Raw genomic sequence first — 20,144 nt, forward strand, 5'->3', positions numbered from 1 at the left:
CGGCGACCTCTTGACGCGAACGCCTGCTTCGTCGATGGATTGCGGCTAATTATACGATGAGCAACGGCCCCGCCACGCCCTCCCCATTAGCAAGTAACGCAACGATCAAGCCCACCGACCTGCGGGGCATCTTGAAATACGTCCCGCGTTTCCAAGGGCAGATCTTCGTTCTGGCCATCGACGGCTCCATCGTCGCCGACGAAAATTTCAGCAACTTGCTCGTCGATGTCGCCGTGCTGCGTTCCCTCGGCATCAAGGTCGTTTTGGTGCACGGCATCGGCCAGCAAATCGTTGAGCTGTCCACCTCGCGGCAGATCGCCATTTCCAATGCCGACGGCACCGCCGTGACCGACGCGGCCACACTTGATCTGGCCATCCGCGCGTCTTCGCGTGTCTCGCACTTGATCCTGGAGGGGCTTACGCAAAACACCCTCAAATGCGCCATCACCAATGCGGTGCGGGCGCTTCCGGTTGGCATCATCAAGGGCGTTGACCAACAGTTCACCGGCAAGGTGGACCGCATTGATAAGGAATTTATTTCCCACCTGATTAACGCCGACATTATTCCGATCATTCAGCCGATCGGCTACGGCCCTGATGGGAGATCGTTGCGCATCAATTCCGATCTGCTCGCTGCCGAGGTGGCAGAGGCGCTCAAAGCCTCCAAGGTCATTTACCTGACCCCGCAGGCCGGGTTGGAAATCAACGGCGAGGTTAAGCGTGACATCGCGGTGGATACGTTGCGGGCGTTGATAAAAGACCATCCAGAGCAGATCAACGACCAGTCGCGGAGCAAAGCCATGTACGCGATTCGCGCGATCGAGACCGGCGTTCCGCGGGTGCACATCGTGGATGGGCGAACCTTTGACGGGTTGATTAACGAAATTTTTTCCAGTGAAGGCGTGGGTTCTTTGATCTACGCGAACGATTACCAACAGATCCGTAAGGCGACGAAGCGCGACGTGCGTTTTTTGTACAATCTGACGCGCCACGGGGTGAAGCGTGAGGAGTTGCTCCATCGCACCCAGCTGGCGATCGAGAAAAACATCGACCAGTTTTACGTCTACGAGATCGACGAGAACATCATCGCCTGCGTCACGCTGTACACGTACCCCGACAAGCCGCAGCTGGCGGAGATCGGCTCGCTCTACGTGCTCCCCTTTTATCACAACCGCGGGGTTGGCCGGAAGATGGTCGATTTCGCGTGCATGCGGGCCAAGGAAAAGAGCGTCACGACCATCGTAGCGCTGTCGACCCAAAGCTACTCGTTCTTCACGTCGGCGCTGGGTTTTGCTGAAACCGAAAAAACGGTGCTGCCCGAGATTCGCCTAAAAGCCTACGAGGAAAGCGGGCGCAATCCGAAGGTGTTGATCAAGCAGCTGAGTTAAGCCAGCTGCTGAATGCTTTTAGACTCAAATCCCACGGGCGAGACGCCCGTGCCACGTCGAGCAGTTCCGAGCGTGGCTTGGGCGTCTCGCCCATGTCGGGGAAAAGTCTAAACCTAAATCCGGCAATAGAAACTAGCCAAAAATCACGCAGGTGATTGTTTGGCTGTCATATGCCGCCGTTTTTACCGCCGGAAAAAGCTCACCCCGAGGGTGAGTCAGAAAACCCTGATCACAAGGCAACGCCAAGCGATGCCGCCGAGGTGTTGATTGTGGATACACCCGGAGGACGTTTTCGTGCGCAGTTCGCCCCAGAGTTGCCGGTGAGCCCCTTGGGTGTGAGCGGCGAGCGGGAAAGCGTCTATTTCTGGCGGTTAGGAATGCACTTCTTCTTCGGTGGATCTTCTTCCCCTTAAAAAGAGTAATACTCTTCTTCCGTGGGTGGGTTTTCTTCCCTGTCCGGCTGGGGATATGAGGGGTGCGAATGGGTGGAGATTGAACCGGCGGGACGCTTGGCGGATGCACAGCGATGCATCCAACCGGTTCACGCAAGTGTTTGCACTGTGTCGATTTCTTTCTGCCCGACGCGCATAACCGCGAGCGTCAGCGCTACTGCGGGAAGCCGGGATGCCGACGGGCGAGCCGGGCGGCCAGTCAGGCCAAATGGTTGGCGAAGCCGGAGAACCTCGACCACTGGAAAGGCCCAGAAAATGTCCAACGGGTGCAGGAGTGGCGGAAGGCCAATCCGGGGTACTCAAGGCGGAGGGGGCCGCGACGGCGGGTGGCGTTACAAGACATCCCAACTACGCAATCCGTTGTGCACCAGCCTAAAGCCGAGCCGGTCGCCGAGGTGGCGTTACCGAATCCCTGCGTGCCGTTACAAGACAGATGGGAGTCGCAAAACCCTGTGCTCGTGGGGCTTATCGCGCAGTTCGCCGGAGTGACGTTACAAGAGGACCTCGAACCCATGCTGCGACACCTGCAATCCCGGGGGCGGGTGATCCTGGGCATCGACGTCCAGCCGCCCGATTATGCAAAAACAACCGATCGATCGCGAACAACTCCGGCGCACGCCGGCCCAGTTTAGCTGGCTGGACCACCGGCTGGTGCGGGGCAATTACCTGGGGCGGGCCAGTGCCCCCGCCTGGGGCCTCTATCTGGTCCTGGTCACCGTGGGCGACGCCGACGGGCTGAGTTACTACGCCACGCGCACCCTGGCCCGGCTGCTCACGCTCAGCGAGGACGGCCTGGTCGAGGCGCGCCGGCAGTTAATCGAGGCCGGGGTGATCGCCTACGCCGCGCCACTTTACCAGGTGCTCTCCTTGGACCGGGGCAGGCCAACGCACACGCTGGCGGCAACGCCGCCGCCGAGCCGGGAGGTGGGCGCGTGATCGATTACGAACTGTATTGCCGGATAAAACAGGCGGAGGCGGCCGGTCACAGTGCGCCGCAAATCGCCCGCTCGCTCCAGTTGCACGTGCAGACGGTGAGGCGCTGGCAGGCGCAGGAAAAGTACGTGCGCAGCCAGGCCGCGCAGGTGCCTAGGCCAAGCAAGCTCGACGTGCACAAGCCGGCGATCGCGCGCTGGCTGGAGGCCCATCCGTTCACCGCCATGCAGCTCTGGCAAAAGGTGCGCGAGCGGGGGTACACGGGCGGGTATTCAATTTTGAAAGACTACGTGCGGCGGGTGCGGCCGAGGAACCTGGAGGCGTTTCTTACCCTCAAGTTTGCCCCCGGCCAGACCGCGCAGGTGGACTGGGGCAGTTTTGGCGCGGTGGAGGTGGACGGCACCCGGCGGGCTTTAAGTTTTTTCGTCATGGTTTTGGGGTACAGCCGGTTCCTGCATGTGGAATTTACCCTCGGGCAGGGCCAGGAGTGGTGGCTGGGCTGTCACCGGCGCGCCTTTGAAAAACTCGGCGGGGTGCCGCGCGAGGTGATGGTGGACAACTGCAAGACGGCCGTCCTCTCGCATGTGCCCGGGACCGACCCGGTGTACAACGCCCAGTACCTGGACTTTGCCCGGCACTACGGGTTTACGATAAAAGCGTGCGGGCCGGGGCATCCGCAGTCCAAGGGCATGGTGGAAAACGCGGTGGGTTACGTGAAAAAAAGCTTCCTTGGCGGGCGGCAGATGAACGGGTTTACCGAGCTGGGGCCGGCCGCCAGCTTGTGGCTGGAAACGGTGGCCAACGTGCGCGTTCACGCTGAAACCCAGGGCCGGCCGGTGGACCGGCTGCCCGAGGAGCGCGCTGCGCTCCTGCCGCTTAACCCGGTGGCCAGTCCGGCGGTGCGCACCTTAAGCGTGCGGGCGTCGCGGCGGTGCCGGGTGAGTATCGAAACGAACCGCTACTCGGTGCCCACGAAGTTTGCCGGGGCGCTACTCACCGCGCAGATCGAGGGGGCGCAGGTGAGGTTTTATGCGGACCGCACCCTGGTGGCCGAGCATGCCCGCAGTTTTGCCCGCCGCGCCGATGTGGAAAACCCCGAGCATGTGCGCGAACTCGAGGAGCGCAAACGGCAGGGGGCGCGGCAGCGCCTGCGGCTACGGTTTTTGGAACTGAGCCCGGCGGCACCCGCCTACCAACGGGGGCTGGAGGAGCGCCGGCTCAACGCGGGACACCACCTGGCGACTATCGTGGGTTTGGTGGCCCTGTATGGAACGGAGGCAGTCGGCCGGGCGATCGAAAGCGCCCATGAACTCGGCGCCTACTCCAGCGATTACATCCTCAACTTGCTCGAACAACGCGCGCGGGCCTTGCCGCAAGCCGGGCCGATCCACCTCACCCGCGCCGACGCGTTGGCCGCACTGGAACTCGAACTGCGTCCCCCGGATTTAAGCCCCTATACCCAATGAAAACAGAACCCGAAAAAACCGATTTATTAAAAGATCAACTCAAGTACCTGAAACTCGGTTACCTGCTGCGCCACCACGGCGAACTCACGGCCGAGGCGGCCAAGGCGCGCTGTTCGCACGCCGAATTTTTACGCCGACTGGTGCAGGCCGAGACCCAGGACCGCCAGATCCGGGCGCTGGAGCGGCGCATCCAGGCAGCGCGCTTCCCGGTCAAGAAAACCGTCGACCAGTTCCAGTGGGACTGGCCCAAGGAGTTGAACGAAGCGCAGGTGCGGCACCTCTTCGAACTGGGCTTTGTCAAGGAGCGCACCAACGCGGTGTTTTGCGGTGGTGTGGGGCTTGGGAAGACACATCTCGCGAGCGCGTTGGGCTACGCGGCGTGCCAGGCGGGCTACACGGTGCTGTTTACGACGGCGGTGGACGCGATCAACGCCCTGGTCACCGCCCAGTCCCTGCACCGGTTGCAAGCCGAGTTGAAGCGTTACATGACCCCTGCGGTGCTCGTGCTCGATGAGGTCGGCTACCTGCCGCTCGACAAGTCGGGGGCCGACCTGCTCTTCCAGATCGTCAGCCAACGCTACGAACGCGGCTCGCTGATCGTCACCACCAACAAGGCCTACAAACACTGGGCAGGGATCTTTAACAACGACGCTGGCATCACCGCGGCGATCCTGGACCGCCTACTGCACCGGGCCCAGACCGTCGTCATCGAGGGCAAATCCTACCGCATGAAAGACCGCCTGGCCGACGAACCTGCAAGCTGACCGGGCCTGATGATCGGCCCCTGGCGGGGCCGGTCATCGGCTTTTACGACAGGTGATTTTGTAACCGCCAGAAATAGACGGTGTTCGCGCCGCCGCTCACACCTTGGGGGCACTGGTGTTTTTCACGCAGTACTTGTGTGCGACAGGAGGCTTCGAGGCACTGGTTGCGGACACGCCGCTTTGTTACAGCAGCAACCGCGCACACCGCCCTCGCGACGTGATTGGAACCCTGCTTTTGGGGATGCTCTCCGGGCACTATCGCTACGCGCACCTCGCGGCCCTGCGCGGCGACGACATTGCCCCGAGCCTGCTCGGACTTAAGTCGATTGTCAGCGAGGATTGTGTGCGCCGGGCGCTGGCTCGCATCGGTGCCGAGCAGGGGCAGGACTGGTTGCGGCGTCACCTCGACCAAACCTGTCATGGGTTTTTGGATAACCAGTGGATCCTCGACATCGATGTCACCATCAAGCCCATCTATGGACGTCAGGAAGGTGCCAGCATCGGCTATAACCCGCAAAAGCCCGGACGCCCCAGCCACGCCTACCACACCTACTGGATCGCCACCTTGCGCCTGTGTCTGGACGTGGAGGTGCACCCCGGCGATCAATCCGCCGCCGGACATGGTTTTGCGGGGCTGTGGGCGCTCATCGACCGACTGCCAGCCGAGCGCCGGCCCCATCTTTTGCGCGGTGACTGCGCCTATGGCCAGGAGGCGCTGCTCAGTGAAGCTGAAGCGCGTAAACTCAACTATTTGTTCAAACTGCGCCGCACCGCCAAGGCCCGCGAGCTGGTGGCCGCGCTTGAACGCACCACCACCACCGCTTGGACCGACGCCGGACAAGGCTGGCAGGGCTGCGAAAGCTGCCTGCGCCTGCAAGGCTGGAACCGGGCCCGACGTGTGGTGGTCTTGCGCCGTCGCCTCAACGACCAACGCCACCCCCGGGCCCGCCGCCGCCTCGTGCGCGAGCAAGCCGACCACGCTTTGCTGCTGAACATCCCCGACGCGGCCGCCTGCGAGCCGATCATCTACGAACATCAGATCCTCGTTACGAGCCTGCCCTACGAGATCCTTACCCTTGCCACCCTGTATCGGGAACGTGGGGGCGCGGAAAACCCCTTCGACGAGCTCAAGAACCAGTGGAGCTGGTCGGGGTTTACCTCCCAGGAGCTAAACTCCTGTCAGCACGCCGCGCGTTTGGCCGCACTGGTTTACAACTGGTGGACGCTCTATCACCGCCTGCTTCAACCCGGTCAGCACCACGAGGCGGTGAGTACACGTCCCCGTCTGCTCTGCGGAGCGACCCGGCAGAGCGAACACTCCGGTCAACGCCGCCTGGACGTGCGCTTGAGCCATGCCGAGGCACCTCGCCTGAGTGAACTCATCACAAAGCTGGCCAGATGGTTACATGGTATCCTTCATAATGCGGAGCAATGGAGTGTCGCCCAGCGCTGGGGGCAAATCGTAGCGAGGATTTTACAGGAAAACTTCCCTGTACTCGGCCCTGAACCGCCTTTGGCCACCGCCCCAAGCTGATCGCGCTTCCGTTCAGCCTGCCGCAGCACTCTCCACCCTCATCTATCCGACGGGCAACGCCCGCCGGCCGCACTTTCTATTGCCGGATTTAGGCTAAAATAATTCTGTCGTTGGTATTAGCCCCCGCCTGCGTACACCGGGCGCCGGGCGTGGCGTTTTTTTAACCCGCACAAAAAAGCCGCCGCAGGATTTGCGGCGGCTTTGGCGCGAAAGAGCCGAGCTGGAACTCGGCGTTCCCCGGTGAGATTAACCGGCGAGCTGCGTGCCGATGCTGTGCGTGGTGGCGTCTGCGGGCAGGATCACGCGGTCGCACCAGTCGCCGAAGCCCTCGCCGTCGTTACGCTCCAGAGCGTAGCGTTTGATGATGGGTGTGAGGCGCGTTACGGCGTCGTCGATCGTGATGCTCGGGGAGAACAGGCGGTTGAGGCGGGTGCCGTTGTAGGAGGCACCCAAATACATCGCATACTTGTTGGGGGCTTTGCCGACAAAACCAATCTCGGCGAGGTAGGGACGGGCGCACCCGTTGGGGCAGCCGGTCACGCGCAGGCTGATTGCGTTTTCGCGCAAGCCGGCCTGATCGAGGACGTTTTCAAACTTCTCGAGGATGTCGGGCAGCGCGCGCTCGCTCTCGGCCAGAGCCAAGCCGCAGGTCGGTAGGGCGACGCAGGAGAGGGCGTTGAGACGCAGTCCTGAGCGTGCGTTCTCGTTGTCGAGACCGTGCTTTTTCAGGATGGCTTCAATGATGGGCTTTTGCTCTGCGGAGACCCCGGAAATGGTTACGTTCTGTGACGGGGTGAGGCGGAAATCGCCTTTAAGTATCTCGGCGATTTCGCGCAGGGCGGTCTTCATCGGCCAACCGGCGCGGTCGACAATACGCCCAGAGAGAATGTGCAAGCCGTAGAACCACGAGCCGTCGGCGTTTTGGTGCCAGCCGTGTTGGTCCTGGATGGTGGTGAACACGGCGGTCTTGGCGGGGGCGAAGGTGATGCCGCTGCGTTTTTCGACCTCGGCCTTGAACCAGGCGATGCCTTTGTCCTCGATGGTGTACTTAAGGCGCGCGTGTTTGCGGTTGGTGCGGTCACCGTGATCGCGCTGCGTGGTGAGGACGGCCTCGCCGACTTTGTTCACGAGGTCTCGGGTGATGAAGCCGAGGGTGTCGGCGACACGCGGGAAGGTTTCCGCGTTACCATGGCTCATGCCGAGGCCACCACCAACGGTCACGTTGTAGCCGGCGAGTTTGCCGTTTTCGATGACGGCGATGAAGCCGAGGTCTTGGGAATAAATGTCGACGTCATTGGAGGGCGGGACGACGAAACCGGTCTTGAATTTACGCGGCAAGTAGGTGCTGCCGTACATGGTCTCGACCTCGGGCTCGCCGCCGGCGACGAGCTCCTCGTCGAGCCAGATTTCGTGGTAGGCGCGGGTCTTGGGAAGAGCGTAGTCGCTCCAGCCAGCGGCGTCTTGGTAGACCTGCTCGATGACCGGAGATTGCTCAGGGTTGACCGGGGCCATGACGTTGCGGTTCACGTCGCCGCAGGCTGCGATGGAGTCTAGAAGCACCTTGTGCATGCCCTGGATGAGCGGCTTCATTTTACCCTTCAGAACGCCATGAAATTGGAACGTCTGGCGGGTGGTGATACGCAGGGAGGGCAGAGCGAAATCGTTGGCGAGCTGGTCGAGCACGATCCACTGCTGCGGGGTGGTTTTACCACCGGCCAAACGCACGCGCAGCATGAAGGAGAATGCCTTGTCCTTGCCGGCTTTTTTGAGGGCCAGACGCTGGTCACGGTCATCCTGTTGGTAGGTGCCGTGGAATTTGATGAGTTGCTCGCTGTCGGCTGAGACGACGGCCGTCGAGGTGTCGGCGAACTCGGCGGCGAGGTTGCCGCGCAGGTGACGCGAGGCGGTCTTGATACCTTCGTTGGCGGCGAGGGGCTTGGGAGCAGCAGAGTCGTTGGTCATATTGAAGCGAAGAACGTGTAACTGGGAGCGGAGCGCATCAAGGGTGAAAAAGCTTCTTGGGCAAGTTAGTCGGGATTACAGGTTGAGGGATGCCGGGCCGCTTTGGATTTACTAGGGGTTACCCACGAAAAAGGCCGCCGGAAGATTCCGGCGGCCTTGGGGCGATACTCAGCGAGTGATCGCTTAGTAGCGGTAGTGCTCGGGCTTGTAGGGGCCGTCCGGTGACACGCCGAGGTATTCGGCCTGACTCTTGGTCAAGGTGGTCAGCTTGGCACCGATCTTTTCCAGGTGCAGGCGGGCGACCTCTTCGTCGAGGTGCTTGGGCAGGCGATACACGCCGACCGCGTAGGTGTCCTTGTTCTTCCAGAGATCGAGCTGGGCGAGCGTCTGGTTGGTGAAGCTGTTGGACATCACGAACGACGGGTGGCCAGTGGCGCAACCGAGGTTCACCAGGCGGCCTTCGGCGAGCAGGTAAATGGTCGGGCCTTTGGCGAAGGTGAACTGGTCGTATTGCGGTTTGATGGTCACGCGCTTCACGCCCTTGGCCTTGTAGAGGCGGTCGACCTGGATCTCGTTATCGAAGTGGCCGATGTTACAGACGATGGCCTGGTCCTTCATCTTCTGCATGTGCTCCAGGGTGATCACGTCCTTGTTGCCCGTGGTGGTCACGTAGATGTCGGCCACGCCGAGGGTGCTCTCGACGGTGTTAACCTCAAAGCCTTCCATCGCGGCCTGGAGGGCGTTGATCGGATCGACTTCGGTAACGATGACGCGGGCGCCAAAGCCCTTGAGCGAGAACGCGGAGCCTTTGCCCACGTCGCCGTAGCCGCAAACGCAGGCAACCTTGCCGGCGATCATGACGTCGGTGGCGCGCTTGAGGCCGTCGGCCAGCGACTCGCGGCAGCCGTAGAGGTTGTCGAACTTCGACTTGGTGACCGAGTCGTTCACATTGATCGACGGGACGAGCAGCTTGCCCTTCTCGTGGAGCTGGTAGAGGCGGTGCACGCCGGTGGTGGTCTCCTCGGAGACGCCGCGCCACTCCTTCACCATGGCGGTGAAGATGCCCTTCTGGGCTTTGCCGATTTTCTTAAGGAGGTCTTTGATGACCTGCTCTTCGTGTGAACCGGAAGCGGTGGTGTGCCAGTCGCTGCCCTGCTCCATCTCGTAGCCCTTGTGGAGGAGGAGGGTGACGTCGCCGCCGTCATCGACGACGAGCTGCGGGCCCTTGTTGCCGGGGAAGCTGACGGCCTTCCAGGTAAGATCCCAGTATTCTTCGAGGGTCTCGCCCTTCCAGGCGAAGACGGGAACGCCGGCCTTGGCGATGGCGGCGGCGGCGTGATCTTGGGTCGAGAAGATGTTGCACGAAGCCCAGCGGACGTCGGCACCGAGAGAGACGAGGGTCTCGATCAGGACGGCGGTCTGGATCGTCATGTGCAACGATCCGGTGATGCGCACGCCCTTGAGGGGCTTTTTGGCGCCGAATTTTTTGCGCAGGGAAACGAGGCCGGGCATTTCGTGCTCGGCGACGTTGAGTTCCTTGCGGCCCCACTCGGCGAGACCGATGTCACGCACGATAAAATCTTGGCCTTTGGGAACGTTTTTCAGGAGGGAAACAGTGGACATAGTGTGAATCGGGAAGCGCTGAGCTGGATGTTAATGATCCCAAAAAGATCAGCGCGGAAAGCGCCGTTCCTTTTGGGATTGGTTGGTTTGGGTTATAGGATTTCGCGCGAAGCGCGCCTTACTTGGCTGCCTTCACGGCGGCGAGCAGGGCGGCGACCTTGGTGGTCTGCTCCCAAGGCAGATCGGCTTTGCCGAAATGGCCATAGTTGGTCGTCTCGCGGTAGATCGGGCGGAGCAGGTCGAGCTGCTTAACGATATCGGCGGGCTTGAAGCTGAACACCGTCTGGATGGCGGCGGTGATCTTCTCGTCGGAGATGGTGCCGGTGCCAAACGTGTTCACGTAAACGCTCACGGGATTCGGGTGGCCGATGGCGTAGGCAAACTGGACCTCGACCTGCTTGGCGAGTTTGGCCGCGACGATGTTTTTGGCGACCCAGCGGCCCATGTAGGCGGCGGAACGGTCAACCTTGGACGGATCTTTGCCGGAGAAGGCGCCGCCACCGTGGCGACCCCAACCGCCGTAGGAATCGACAATGATCTTGCGGCCGGTGAGGCCTGAGTCGCCCTGGGGCCCGCCAATGACGAACTTGCCGGTGGGGTTGATGAGGAACTCGGTCTTCGCGTTGAGCAGCTTGGCCGGTAGTACCTTTTTGATGACGTTCTTGATGAGGAAAGCCTCGATCTCGGCGTGGGAAACGTCAGCGGTGTGCTGGGTCGAGATGACCACGTTGACGATCTCGGTGGCAACGCCGTCAACGTAGCGCACGGACACCTGCGACTTGGCGTCGGGGCGGAGCCACTTGACCTTGCCGCTCTTGCGGATGGCGGTGAGTTCGCGGCCCAGACGGTGGGCGAAAATAATCGGGGCGGGCATCAGCTCCGCGGTCTCGTCGGCGGCGAAGCCGAACATCAGGCCTTGGTCGCCAGCGCCTTGCTCGGCGGTCTTCTTGCCGGCGGCCTTTTTGGCGTCCACGCCCTGGGCGATGTCGGCGGACTGGGCGGTGAGGTAGTTGTTGATGAAAACGGTGTCGGCGTGGAACACGTCGTCGTCGTTGGTGTAACCGATGTGGCGGATGGCATCACGGATGACCTTGCCCACGTTGATGACCTCGTCGATCGGCTTGGTTTTGCCGGTCTTCTTGTCCTGCAACGAAGGGATGGTGATCTCGCCACCGACAACGACGACGTTCGATTTGACGAACGTTTCGCAGGCGACACGGGAGTTTTTGTCGATCGCAAGACAGGCATCAAGGATGCTGTCGGAAATGAGGTCGGCAACCTTGTCAGGATGCCCCTCGCCTACGGACTCGGAGGAAAACACGAATGAGTTGGCCATAAGATAAGAGATGGAAAGCGAGTCATCGGCACAAAGGGTGTGCAAGTTTAATATCAACGTATGCAAATATCCTGATGCGTTGAATTGGGGTCGCTTGAGTTTTCCTGAAACAAGCAGGGGCTTTGCGGTACTAAGCGGGGCGACGCATGCCTGAACCCATGGACTCAATTCCGTCCGCCGCAGCCGAATTATCGTGGCAGCAAACCCGTGGACGGAAAATCCTGCTGGTGGACGATGAGCGGCTGAACCTGACCATTTTAAGAAAAATGCTCGAGCCGGAAGGTTATGTGTTGGCGGAAGCCGGTTCGGCGGAAGCAGCCCTGGATCAATACGCATCCTTCTCGCCCGACTTGGTTTTGTTCGACGTGCTGCTGCCGGGCATGAATGGCTTTGATGCGTGCCGGGAGTTGCACCGGCTTTACCGCGATCAAGCCGCGCCGGTCATGTTTATCACCGCTAAACAGGATTCGGACGCCATTGTTGAGGGGTTTAATGCAGGCGGGGTCGATTATGTGCTCAAACCGTTTCGGCAAAAAGAGGTGCTGGCACGTATTCACACCCATTTGCAGATCCGGTTGCTGGTCGCCCACCAACAGACGCTGGTCGCCCAACTCAGCCGGGCCAATGCGGCCAAAACCCGCTTTCTCGGCATGGCGGCCCACGATCTGCGTAATCCGCTCGCCACGATTCGCGGCCTGACAGAGTTCATGCTGGACGGCACCGTCGGACCGCTGACCCCCGACCAGGCCGAGCTGGTCGAACTCATCCACCACACCAGCCAGGGGATGGTCACCCTAGTTAACGACCTACTTGATCTGGCGACGATCGAGTCCGGTGAATTTAAACTCGATTCCGCGCCCACACGGTTGGCCGACGTGGTGGCCCAAGCGGTGACTCTGACCGCTATGGCCTCTACGCGGAAGCGCACCCGGATCGAATTTGCGCGGGGCCATGATGCGCCGCTCATTCGGGTCGATGCGGCCAAGGCACTCCAGGTCATCGACAACCTGTTGAGCAACGCGGTCAAATACTCGCCGCCCGGCTCAACCATTCGCGTCGCACTCGAAGTCGACGCCGGCACCCGCAGCCAGATCCTCCGGGTGCGCGACCAAGGCCCAGGGATTCCCGAGCAGGAGCGCGACCGCCTGTTTACCGATTTTGGCCGTCTCTCGAACCGGCCCACCGGCGGCGAACAATCCATCGGCCTCGGCTTGGCGATTTGCCGGAAGATCGTGGAGTCGCACCGCGGCACCATTGAGGCCGAGAACCACCCGGATGGCGGGTGCGAGTTCCGCGTTACGTTACCCAATTTTATCACATGAACCTCATCGAAAAAGCGCTCATCGTCGACGATGAGTACCACATCCGCAAATACATGGGCCTGGTGTTGCGCTCCATGGGCGTGACGACGATCTGCGAAGCCTCCAACGGGGCCGAGGGCGTGGACGCCTACACCCGCGAGCAACCCGACCTGGTCCTGCTCGACGTCAATATGCCCGTCATGGACGGGATCGAAGCCCTGCTCAAAATCCGCAGCCTCAATGCCGACGCGAGCATCGTCATGCTGACCTCGTTGGCCACCCGGCACACCATCGAACAAGCCGTTGACGGCGGCGCATTGCACTACATCCGCAAAGACACGCCGCGAGCCGAACTCATCGCGCTGCTCAACGGTTTGTTGGCGGAGAAAAATCAGGTCGTAAGTTGACCCATGGACACCGCCACCTCCACGACCGCGATTGCGGCCGCGCCAGGGATTGCTCCACCGCCACCGTCACCCCGCTTGGGGGAGGTGCGCTACAGCTTGCCCGAATTGCTTCACGAGCTTCAGGTGGAACGCACGAGCGGCTCGTTCTCCCAGGAAAAACTCCACCAGGAGGAAATCAGTAAGCTCTTCAAAAACAGGACCAAATACCGTGGCGATCCACTCGCCTAACGCCTGTTTAGGCGACCGCATTCGCCAGCTCCCTGGGTTCGAGTTTTCCGCCGAGTTAACGTTACTTGAAAAGGAAACACCCCTGGGATTACCCCAACTCGAACGCATCATCGAGCAGTGCATCGTTCCCAAAGACCTTGCCTGCAAACTCTACGCCGACGTCCTCGGCATCGCCTATGTGGACCCGTTTGCCTCCTTGATCACGGAGGAGGCCGTTCAGGCCATCCCGCTTGAAATCGCCCAAAAAGTGCAGGCCATCGGCCTGTACTTCATCGATGGCGTGCTCACGGCCGCCTTTTCCGCTCCCGAAGATGCGCTACGCGTCAAGCGCCTGAGCCTGATTATTAAGCGGCCTGTGAGCCCGGTGTTTGCACTGCCCCGCGACATCGATGACGCCATTCTTATCCTGTATTCGAATGAGACAGATATCTCGGCGGATATTAACGAGTTAAGTACGTCCTCGGTTTTTAATAATCCGGAACTGGCCGAAGCGGAGCCCTTGATCAAAATTTTCGACGACATCGTTTATTATGCGATTCGGGAGCGTGCGACCGACATTCACGTTGAAGCGCAGGATACTTGCTGCCGCGTGCGCCTGCGCATCGATGGTATGTTGCGTGAGGTACTCACCTACTCGCGCAAACTGCACCGGGCGATTATCGCGCGGATAAAAATCCTTTGTAATCTGAACATCGCCGAGACGCGGATCCCCCAGGACGGACGATTTTCGATGAAGATCGGCTACTGCACTGCCAATTTCCGTGTATCGACCATACCCGCCCAATTCGGCGAAAAATCGGTCATCCGCATCCTCGCGATGAGCGGGCGAAAATCGATCGTCACCCTCGAGAAAATGATGATGTCGCAGAGCGTCCTCATTCCGTTCCGGCGCCTGATTCAGAACCCCAACGGCATCCTCTTTGTCACCGGCCCCACCGGTTCGGGCAAGACCACCACGCTGTATGCCGCACTCCACGAGCTCAACACACCCGACAAAAACATATCGACCATTGAAGACCCCATTGAAATCCAGGTCGAAGGCATCACCCAGACCCAGGTCAACGCCCAGATCGATCTGCGGTTTTCCACCGTGCTGCGTTCGCTGCTGCGCCAGGATCCTGACATTATTTTAATCGGTGAAATCCGCGATTTGGAAACCGCCAAAATTGCGACGGAGGCCGCGCTGACCGGACATATGGTGTTCGCGACCCTGCACACCAACAGTGCCGCGCAAGCCATCGTGCGCCTGCTTGAAATCGGCGTGGCCCCCTACCTGGTTGCCCCCTCGATTGTCGGCGTACTCGCCCAGCGCCTCGCCGCACGGATATGCGAGAACTGTAAAGAACCCTACTATCCGTCGCGCGACCTGTTGCTGAAGTTCTTCAAAGAAGACGGACTGACGGACGTGCCGTTTTACCGTGGTCGGGGCTGCCGGGTTTGCCGGGGAACGGGTTACAAGGGGCGAGTTGCGATTCATGAACTGGTGCTCATCACCGAGGAAATTCGCACCCTGATTACCACGGGGGCCAGCGTGCAACAGATCACGGCCGCCGCGAGTAAAGTGGGGTTTAAGCCCCTTCGCTACGACGGGCTAAAAAAAGTATTGCTCGGCTTGACCACGATTGAGGAAGTAGAGGCCAACACTTCCTTTGAGTGGGAAATCTAGCTGAGTTCGCGTTGAGTTTACGCGCTGGGGCCCCTTCTTCAGTGCGAAACCCGTCTAACCCCGTTCATACCCCTATCCGCCATGTCATCTGCCCCCCTGATCGATCCCGACGCCATTGAAAACCTTCGTGCGCTCAGCCCCGATGACGACGATGCGTTTTTGAAGGAGATCTTAACGATTTTTTTGGCCGACGTGCCTGAGCGTATCGCTGATTTAAACACGCACCGCGTTGACGGAAATACCGCCGCTTTCATCCGTGCCGCGCACAGCATCAAGGGCAGCTCCAGCAACGTTGGGGCCTGTGAAGTTCGCGAGATTGCCCAACAGATCGAGCACGATACGCGCCAGCAGGGCGCCCCGGTTTCGGAGGTGCAGGTGGCTGCGCTTGAGGCCGCCTTTGCGCGGGCCAAAGGGGTTATTCTCCCCATGTTGGATTGATCGCCGTTTTCAGCGGCACACTGCGGTGGCAGGCGGACACAGCAGAGCGTAAAACCGACGAGAGAATCAGTTTAGACTTTTCCCCGACATGGACGAGACGCCCAAGCCACACTCGGAAACGTCCGACATGGGCGAGACGCCCAAGCCACGCTCGGAAACGTCCGACATGGGCGAGACGCCCAAGCCACGCTCGGAAACGTCCGACATGGGCGAGACGCCCATGCCACGCTCGGAACCGCTCGACGTGGCACGGGCGTCTCGCCCGTGGGATTTGAGTCTAAGGGCACAAAAAAGGCGGGCTCCCGAAGGAGCCCGCCTTTGGCTATGGAGGCGGCGCGTGGCCGCCGGGTGATTAAAGGCGGCCGGCGTAGATGCCGGTGGAGCCGAGCTCTTCCTCGATGCGGAGGAGCTGGTTGTATTTGGCAACGCGGTCGGTGCGGGAGGCCGAACCGGTCTTGATCTGGCCGCAGTTGGTGGCGACGGCGATGTCGGCGATGGTGACGTCCTCGGTCTCGCCGGAGCGGTGGGAGAGGACGGCGGTGTAGTTGCTCTTATGGGCGAGCTCGACGGCGTCGAGGGTCTCGGTGAGGGAACCGATTTGGTTGACCTTAACCAGGATCGAGTTGGCGGTGCCGGTGGCGATGCCCTTCTTGAGGAACTCGACGTTGGTGACGAAAAGATCGTCGCCGACGAGCTGGATCTTGTCGCCGAGGGCGACGGTGAGCTTCTTCCAGGTGGCCCAATCGTTTTCGGCGCAGCCGTCTTCGATGGAGTCGATCGGGTACTTGGAGCACAGCTCCTCGTAGTAGGAGACGAACTCGGCACCGGTGAAGATGCGGCCGTCGGACTTCTTGAAGACGTACTTGCCGGTCTTCTTGTCGTAGAACTCGGAGGCGGCGACGTCGAGGGCGAGGGTGATGTCCTTACCGAGCTTGTATCCGGAGGCTTTCACGGCCTCGGCGATGGCGTCGAGGGCGTCGGTGGTGGAGGCCAGCTTGGGGGCGAAACCGCCTTCGTCACCGACGGCGGTGGCGAGACCCTTGGCCTTGAGGACCTTCTTGAGGTTATGGAACACCTCGGCGCCGGCGCGCAGGGCTTCGGAGAAGGTGTCGAACTTGATCGGACGGATCATGAACTCCTGGAAATCGATCGGGGCATCGGAATGGGCGCCACCGTTCATGATGTTCATCATGGGAACGGGGAGGACCTTGGCGTTCGGGCCGCCGATGTACTTGTAGAGGGGCTGGCCGAGAGCGTTGGCGGCGGCGTGGGCGGTGGCTAGGGAGACGCCGAGGATGGCGTTGGCGCCGAGCTTGGACTTGTTCTTGGTGCCATCGAGTTTGATCATGGCGTGGTCGATGCCGACCTGGTCGAGCGCATCGAAGCCGATCAAGGACGGGGCGATGATGCCCTTGACGTTACCCACGGCGGCGAGCACGCCCTTGCCGAGGAAACGGGTCTTGCCGTTGACGCCCTTGGGCAGGGACTTGGCGGTCACGTCGCTGTCGCGCAGCTCGTGGGCCTCGTGTTCGCCGGTGGAGGCACCGGACGGGACGGCGGCGCGGCCGACGACGCCGTTGGCGAGCTTAACGTCCACCTCAATGGTGGGATTACCCCGTGAATCGATGATCTCGCGGGCGGTGATGGCACTGATCGTGGTATTGCTCATAGTTGGAAAAAGAAACGCCACTCAATCGAACCGCGCGTTCGAGGGAAGCCGAAACACTGCGCATGTGTTGGTTAACGCTGCGCGCAGGAGGATGTAGGGAGTCGGCTGGGGGGCGGGCGTACGCTGCAAACTTGAGGGATTCAGCCCCGTTTATCTGAGATCGGCATTTGCCTGCACCTCGAAACCGGATTGGATTTTGGCCCCCACCAGCAGCTTTTGAATCCACGTCGGTGGGTTTTCACCTGACCCGTGCAACTCCTGCCTGACCCTCAGTTCAATGTGAATGCCACCGGCTCCTGCACGGTGGCCCAGCCTTGGGGCGGCCTGCGTTCCGCGTTAGTCGGGCTGTTTATTTTAGTCTGCCTGGTCCTGCCCCGGCTGATTTGGCAGCCTCAAGTGCAAACGGTGGAACCCGAGGTTCTGGCATTGGATGCATGGCTCGAGTTTTTTGACCCCGAGTTTGCGGTTCTTCAATTTGACGCGGCGCCCCCCTTAGACGTGCGCTTGGGGTTGGTTCGCCCTTGGCCCGATGAAGCCGAGGCGGACGTCGACGTCCAACTGGCGTTATGGGGCACGCGGGTCTGGTCTTGGCTACCGGCCGAGGTGGAACGGGGCTATTGGATGGAAGGCCGGTTTTCTCCTGCGTGGCGCAAAACCGATGCCGAGCAGTTCAATTACAAGGTGACGCCCTCATTTAACTTTGAGCAAAAAGGGCTCAGGCCAAGTGGCGTGGTGATCCGGCTTTGGATTAACTTTTGATACCACTTCGCAATTCAAGGAAATATCAACGAACCTATTAACCGCTAATGAACGCTAATTTCCGCTAATAAAAACCAATGCTTTGTTGCTTCTGAATTAGCGTATCTTAGCGTTCATTAGTGGTTAATGAATCAGTTGATCGATGTTTGGCTACTTGGTCGCGGCTGCGGTGATCCGCAGCTCGTTCAGCCCTGAGCGAGTTCTTCGGCGCGGGCTTTGGCGGCTTGCACCGTCTCCACCATCATCGCGCGAAATTCACGCGCCTCGAGTCGCTTCAGGCCGGCAAACGTCGTGCCGTTGGGGGAGGTGACTTGGTTGCGCAGTGTCTCCGGTTCAGTGGCGGTCTCGGCCATGAGGCGAGCAGAGCCGAGCAGGGTTTGCACCGCGAGCATCTGGGCGGTGTCGCGGTCCAATCCCGCTGCCACGCCCGCTTCGCGCAATGCGGCAGTGAACTCGAATACGAACGCCGGTCCGCAGCCACTCACGCCCATGAGCGCTTCCATTTGGTTCTCCGGCACCTCGACCTCGCGACCGACGGCGCGCAGGAGCTTGAGAACCGTGGCGCGATCCGTGGCGGTGAGTGCGGCGAGCGCGCACCAACCGGTCATTCCTGCACCGATGGCGCTGGGGGTGTTGGGCATGGTGCGCACGATGTTGCGCGCCGAGGGGAACGCGCTGGCAAGGCGCGCAAGCGTTTTGGCGGCGAGCACCGAGATCACCAGTTTTCCGGCGCAAAGTGCAGCGAGGTGTGGGTCGAGCGCGGCAAGGTGCTGGGGCTTGAATGCGACCACCACGATGTCGGCGTCCGCCAACAGTGACTCGGCGGTCGCCGCTAGGCGGATACCGGTGCGATCGGCGAGTTTTTGTGCGCTGGCCCCGGTGCCGCCGAGACACGCCAGGTCGGCGGGAGTGCAGACGTTTTTAGCAAGTAGTCCGGTGACAATGGCGGAGGCCATGTTGCCGGCTCCGATAAATGCGATCTTGGGCATAGGTAAAAAGGGGCGTGTTGGACGTTGGCGTCAGGCAGGTGCGCGTGTCGGCTTACTCGTCATCACTTTCGCCAATCAGGGCTGAGGGAATGATGACGGCATCGGTTGGGGCGCCGCGCTTTTTTTTGCGTTCAAGCGGGTGGATGATCACCGCGACTGCGCCGCCTCCGGCCCGATTGACGAGGGTGACTTCGCCACCGAGATTACGCATGGAGTGGCGGGCCACCGTGAGCCCCATGCCTCCGCCCACTTTGGTTTTCGTGCCGACAAAGGGCTCAAAGATGCTGTCGCGGATGTCCGCGTTGATGCCCGCGCCTTCGTCCTCAATGGTGATCTCGAGCATGCGGCCCTCGGGCTTGTTCAAGAGCGCGGTGCGCAGCCAAACGGTGCGTTCGGCATCTGGTTTTTCGCTGTAGGACTCAAAGGCGTTTTGGAGGAGGTTGAGCAGCACCTCCTCGATCATTTCGCGCTGGGTATCCACCTGAATGTCGCCGAGTAGGTTTTCGACAATAACAGGCGGAGTGATCGTTTGTGCTGCTTGGTATCGAGCGACTGCCATGCGGATGATCTCGTCGAGCGGACTGGAAACAAATTGGGGCCGCGACTGGGCGACCAGCTTGCCCAGTTGGCGGATGATATCGATGATGCGCAGCACGGCCTTTTCGACCTGTTGCGCATTTTTTTTCACCTGCACGGGGTTGTCGCTGTGCAACTGGACGAGGTCGAGATACCCAAGGGCGACGCCGAGCAGGTTGTTCAGGTTGTGGGCAATGCCTTGGGTGACGGCGCCGATGGTTGCCGTGCGACGCGCCTCGTCGAGGCGATGCTGGATATCGCACATCTCGCGGTTGATGCTGACGAACCGCAGTTGGGTTTGAACTCGCGCCAAGGTTTCATCCGCCTCGATCGGCTTGGTGATGTAGTCCACTGCGCCGACTCCAAGGCCGGCGATTTTGCCGCTATGGGAGTCATCTGCAGTTACGAAAATGACCGGAATGTGGCGGGTGCTTTCGTCGGCCTGAAGGCGCTCGCACACCCCGAATCCGTCGATGTCGGGCATCTGCACATCGAGCAAAACCAGATCAGGTTGCGTCTGCGCAACCACCCCAAGTGCCTCCGTCCCGCTGCTGGCCGTCAGCGTGTCGATCCCCGCTTTGCCCAAAATCTGGCTGATGAGTTCGACGTTGCTGGGTTGATCGTCGACGACCAGGACTTTGGGGCGAAGCATG

18 protein-coding genes are annotated in these 20,144 nt (G+C 60.8%); 12 read left to right on the plus strand and 6 right to left on the minus strand.

Going from position 1 to position 20,144, the window contains the following annotated elements; translation table 11 throughout:
- The first annotated feature begins 56 nt into the window (after positions 1-56).
- The 6 genes from argA (at position 57) to H2170_01050 (ending at position 6,537) form a co-directional block, all read left to right on the plus strand.
- Positions 57-1,388: an amino-acid N-acetyltransferase gene (gene argA, locus H2170_01025; GenBank protein MCS6298674.1), complete on the plus strand. Its 1,332-nt coding sequence runs from the start codon at positions 57-59 to the stop codon at positions 1,386-1,388.
- A 170-nt stretch (positions 1,389-1,558) separates the two neighbouring features.
- Complete coding sequence (locus H2170_01030) at positions 1,559-1,801, plus strand: hypothetical protein (GenBank protein ID MCS6298675.1); 243 nt, start codon at positions 1,559-1,561, stop codon at positions 1,799-1,801.
- A 615-nt stretch (positions 1,802-2,416) separates the two neighbouring features.
- The gene (locus H2170_01035; protein ID MCS6298676.1) at positions 2,417-2,776 is read left to right on the plus strand and encodes a hypothetical protein; all 360 of its coding nucleotides are present in this window, start codon (positions 2,417-2,419) and stop codon (positions 2,774-2,776) included.
- Positions 2,773-4,239 (plus strand): IS21 family transposase, encoded by a 1,467-nt coding sequence (locus tag H2170_01040; protein MCS6298677.1) that lies wholly within the window; start codon positions 2,773-2,775, stop codon positions 4,237-4,239. Before H2170_01035 ends, H2170_01040 begins: the two co-directional genes overlap by 4 nt.
- A complete protein-coding gene (locus H2170_01045; GenBank protein MCS6298678.1) occupies positions 4,236-5,003 on the plus strand; it encodes an ATP-binding protein in 768 nt (255 codons plus the stop codon). Before H2170_01040 ends, H2170_01045 begins: the two co-directional genes overlap by 4 nt.
- A 103-nt stretch (positions 5,004-5,106) precedes the next feature.
- Complete coding sequence (locus tag H2170_01050) at positions 5,107-6,537, plus strand: transposase (protein MCS6298679.1); 1,431 nt, start codon at positions 5,107-5,109, stop codon at positions 6,535-6,537.
- Between the two features lie 246 nt (positions 6,538-6,783).
- Here the strand turns inward: H2170_01050 and H2170_01055 are convergent, their stop codons facing one another.
- The 3 genes from H2170_01055 to H2170_01065 all read right to left on the minus strand — a co-directional run bounded on the left by H2170_01055 (position 6,784) and on the right by H2170_01065 (position 11,458).
- The gene (locus tag H2170_01055) at positions 6,784-8,499 is read right to left on the minus strand and encodes an NADPH-dependent assimilatory sulfite reductase hemoprotein subunit (protein ID MCS6298680.1); all 1,716 of its coding nucleotides are present in this window, start codon (positions 8,497-8,499) and stop codon (positions 6,784-6,786) included.
- A 183-nt stretch (positions 8,500-8,682) separates the two neighbouring features.
- Positions 8,683-10,122, minus strand: coding sequence for an adenosylhomocysteinase (locus H2170_01060; GenBank protein ID MCS6298681.1), 1,440 nt, complete (start codon positions 10,120-10,122; stop codon positions 8,683-8,685).
- Positions 10,123-10,240: 118 nt separating this feature from the next.
- Positions 10,241-11,458, minus strand: a complete 1,218-nt coding sequence (locus H2170_01065) for a methionine adenosyltransferase (protein ID MCS6298682.1) — start codon at positions 11,456-11,458, stop codon at positions 10,241-10,243.
- A gap of 158 nt (positions 11,459-11,616) precedes the next feature.
- Between H2170_01065 and H2170_01070 the strand changes: the two genes are divergently transcribed.
- The 5 genes from H2170_01070 to H2170_01090 all read left to right on the plus strand — a co-directional run bounded on the left by H2170_01070 (position 11,617) and on the right by H2170_01090 (position 15,498).
- Entirely contained in the window at positions 11,617-12,780 is a 1,164-nt protein-coding gene (locus H2170_01070; protein MCS6298683.1) for a response regulator, read from the plus strand.
- Positions 12,777-13,166: a response regulator transcription factor gene (locus H2170_01075; protein ID MCS6298684.1), complete on the plus strand. Its 390-nt coding sequence runs from the start codon at positions 12,777-12,779 to the stop codon at positions 13,164-13,166. Before H2170_01070 ends, H2170_01075 begins: the two co-directional genes overlap by 4 nt.
- A 3-nt stretch (positions 13,167-13,169) precedes the next feature.
- Positions 13,170-13,394: a hypothetical protein gene (locus H2170_01080; protein ID MCS6298685.1), complete on the plus strand. Its 225-nt coding sequence runs from the start codon at positions 13,170-13,172 to the stop codon at positions 13,392-13,394.
- Positions 13,381-15,060 (plus strand): type II/IV secretion system protein, encoded by a 1,680-nt coding sequence (locus H2170_01085; GenBank protein ID MCS6298686.1) that lies wholly within the window; start codon positions 13,381-13,383, stop codon positions 15,058-15,060. The genes H2170_01080 and H2170_01085 overlap by 14 nt, the downstream gene beginning before the upstream one ends.
- Before the next feature lie 81 nt (positions 15,061-15,141).
- Positions 15,142-15,498, plus strand: coding sequence for an Hpt domain-containing protein (locus tag H2170_01090; GenBank protein ID MCS6298687.1), 357 nt, complete (start codon positions 15,142-15,144; stop codon positions 15,496-15,498).
- A 352-nt stretch (positions 15,499-15,850) separates the two neighbouring features.
- Here the strand turns inward: H2170_01090 and eno are convergent, their stop codons facing one another.
- The gene (gene eno / locus H2170_01095; GenBank protein ID MCS6298688.1) at positions 15,851-17,167 is read right to left on the minus strand and encodes a phosphopyruvate hydratase; all 1,317 of its coding nucleotides are present in this window, start codon (positions 17,165-17,167) and stop codon (positions 15,851-15,853) included.
- A gap of 249 nt (positions 17,168-17,416) precedes the next feature.
- On the opposite strand from eno, the gene H2170_01100 reads away from it, so the two are divergent.
- Positions 17,417-17,926, plus strand: coding sequence for a hypothetical protein (locus H2170_01100; GenBank protein ID MCS6298689.1), 510 nt, complete (start codon positions 17,417-17,419; stop codon positions 17,924-17,926).
- A 185-nt stretch (positions 17,927-18,111) separates the two neighbouring features.
- Here the strand turns inward: H2170_01100 and proC are convergent, their stop codons facing one another.
- Positions 18,112-18,915, minus strand: a complete 804-nt coding sequence (gene proC / locus H2170_01105; protein ID MCS6298690.1) for a pyrroline-5-carboxylate reductase — start codon at positions 18,913-18,915, stop codon at positions 18,112-18,114.
- Between the two features lie 52 nt (positions 18,916-18,967).
- Positions 18,968-20,143 carry a hybrid sensor histidine kinase/response regulator gene (locus H2170_01110; protein ID MCS6298691.1) on the minus strand — a complete coding sequence of 392 codons (1,176 nt, stop codon included), beginning with the start codon at positions 20,141-20,143 and terminating at the stop codon, positions 18,968-18,970.
- Between the last annotated feature and the right edge of the window lies 1 nt (position 20,144).

Source organism: Opitutus sp. (genome assembly GCA_024998815.1).
Classification (GTDB): Bacteria; Verrucomicrobiota; Verrucomicrobiia; order Opitutales; family Opitutaceae; genus Rariglobus.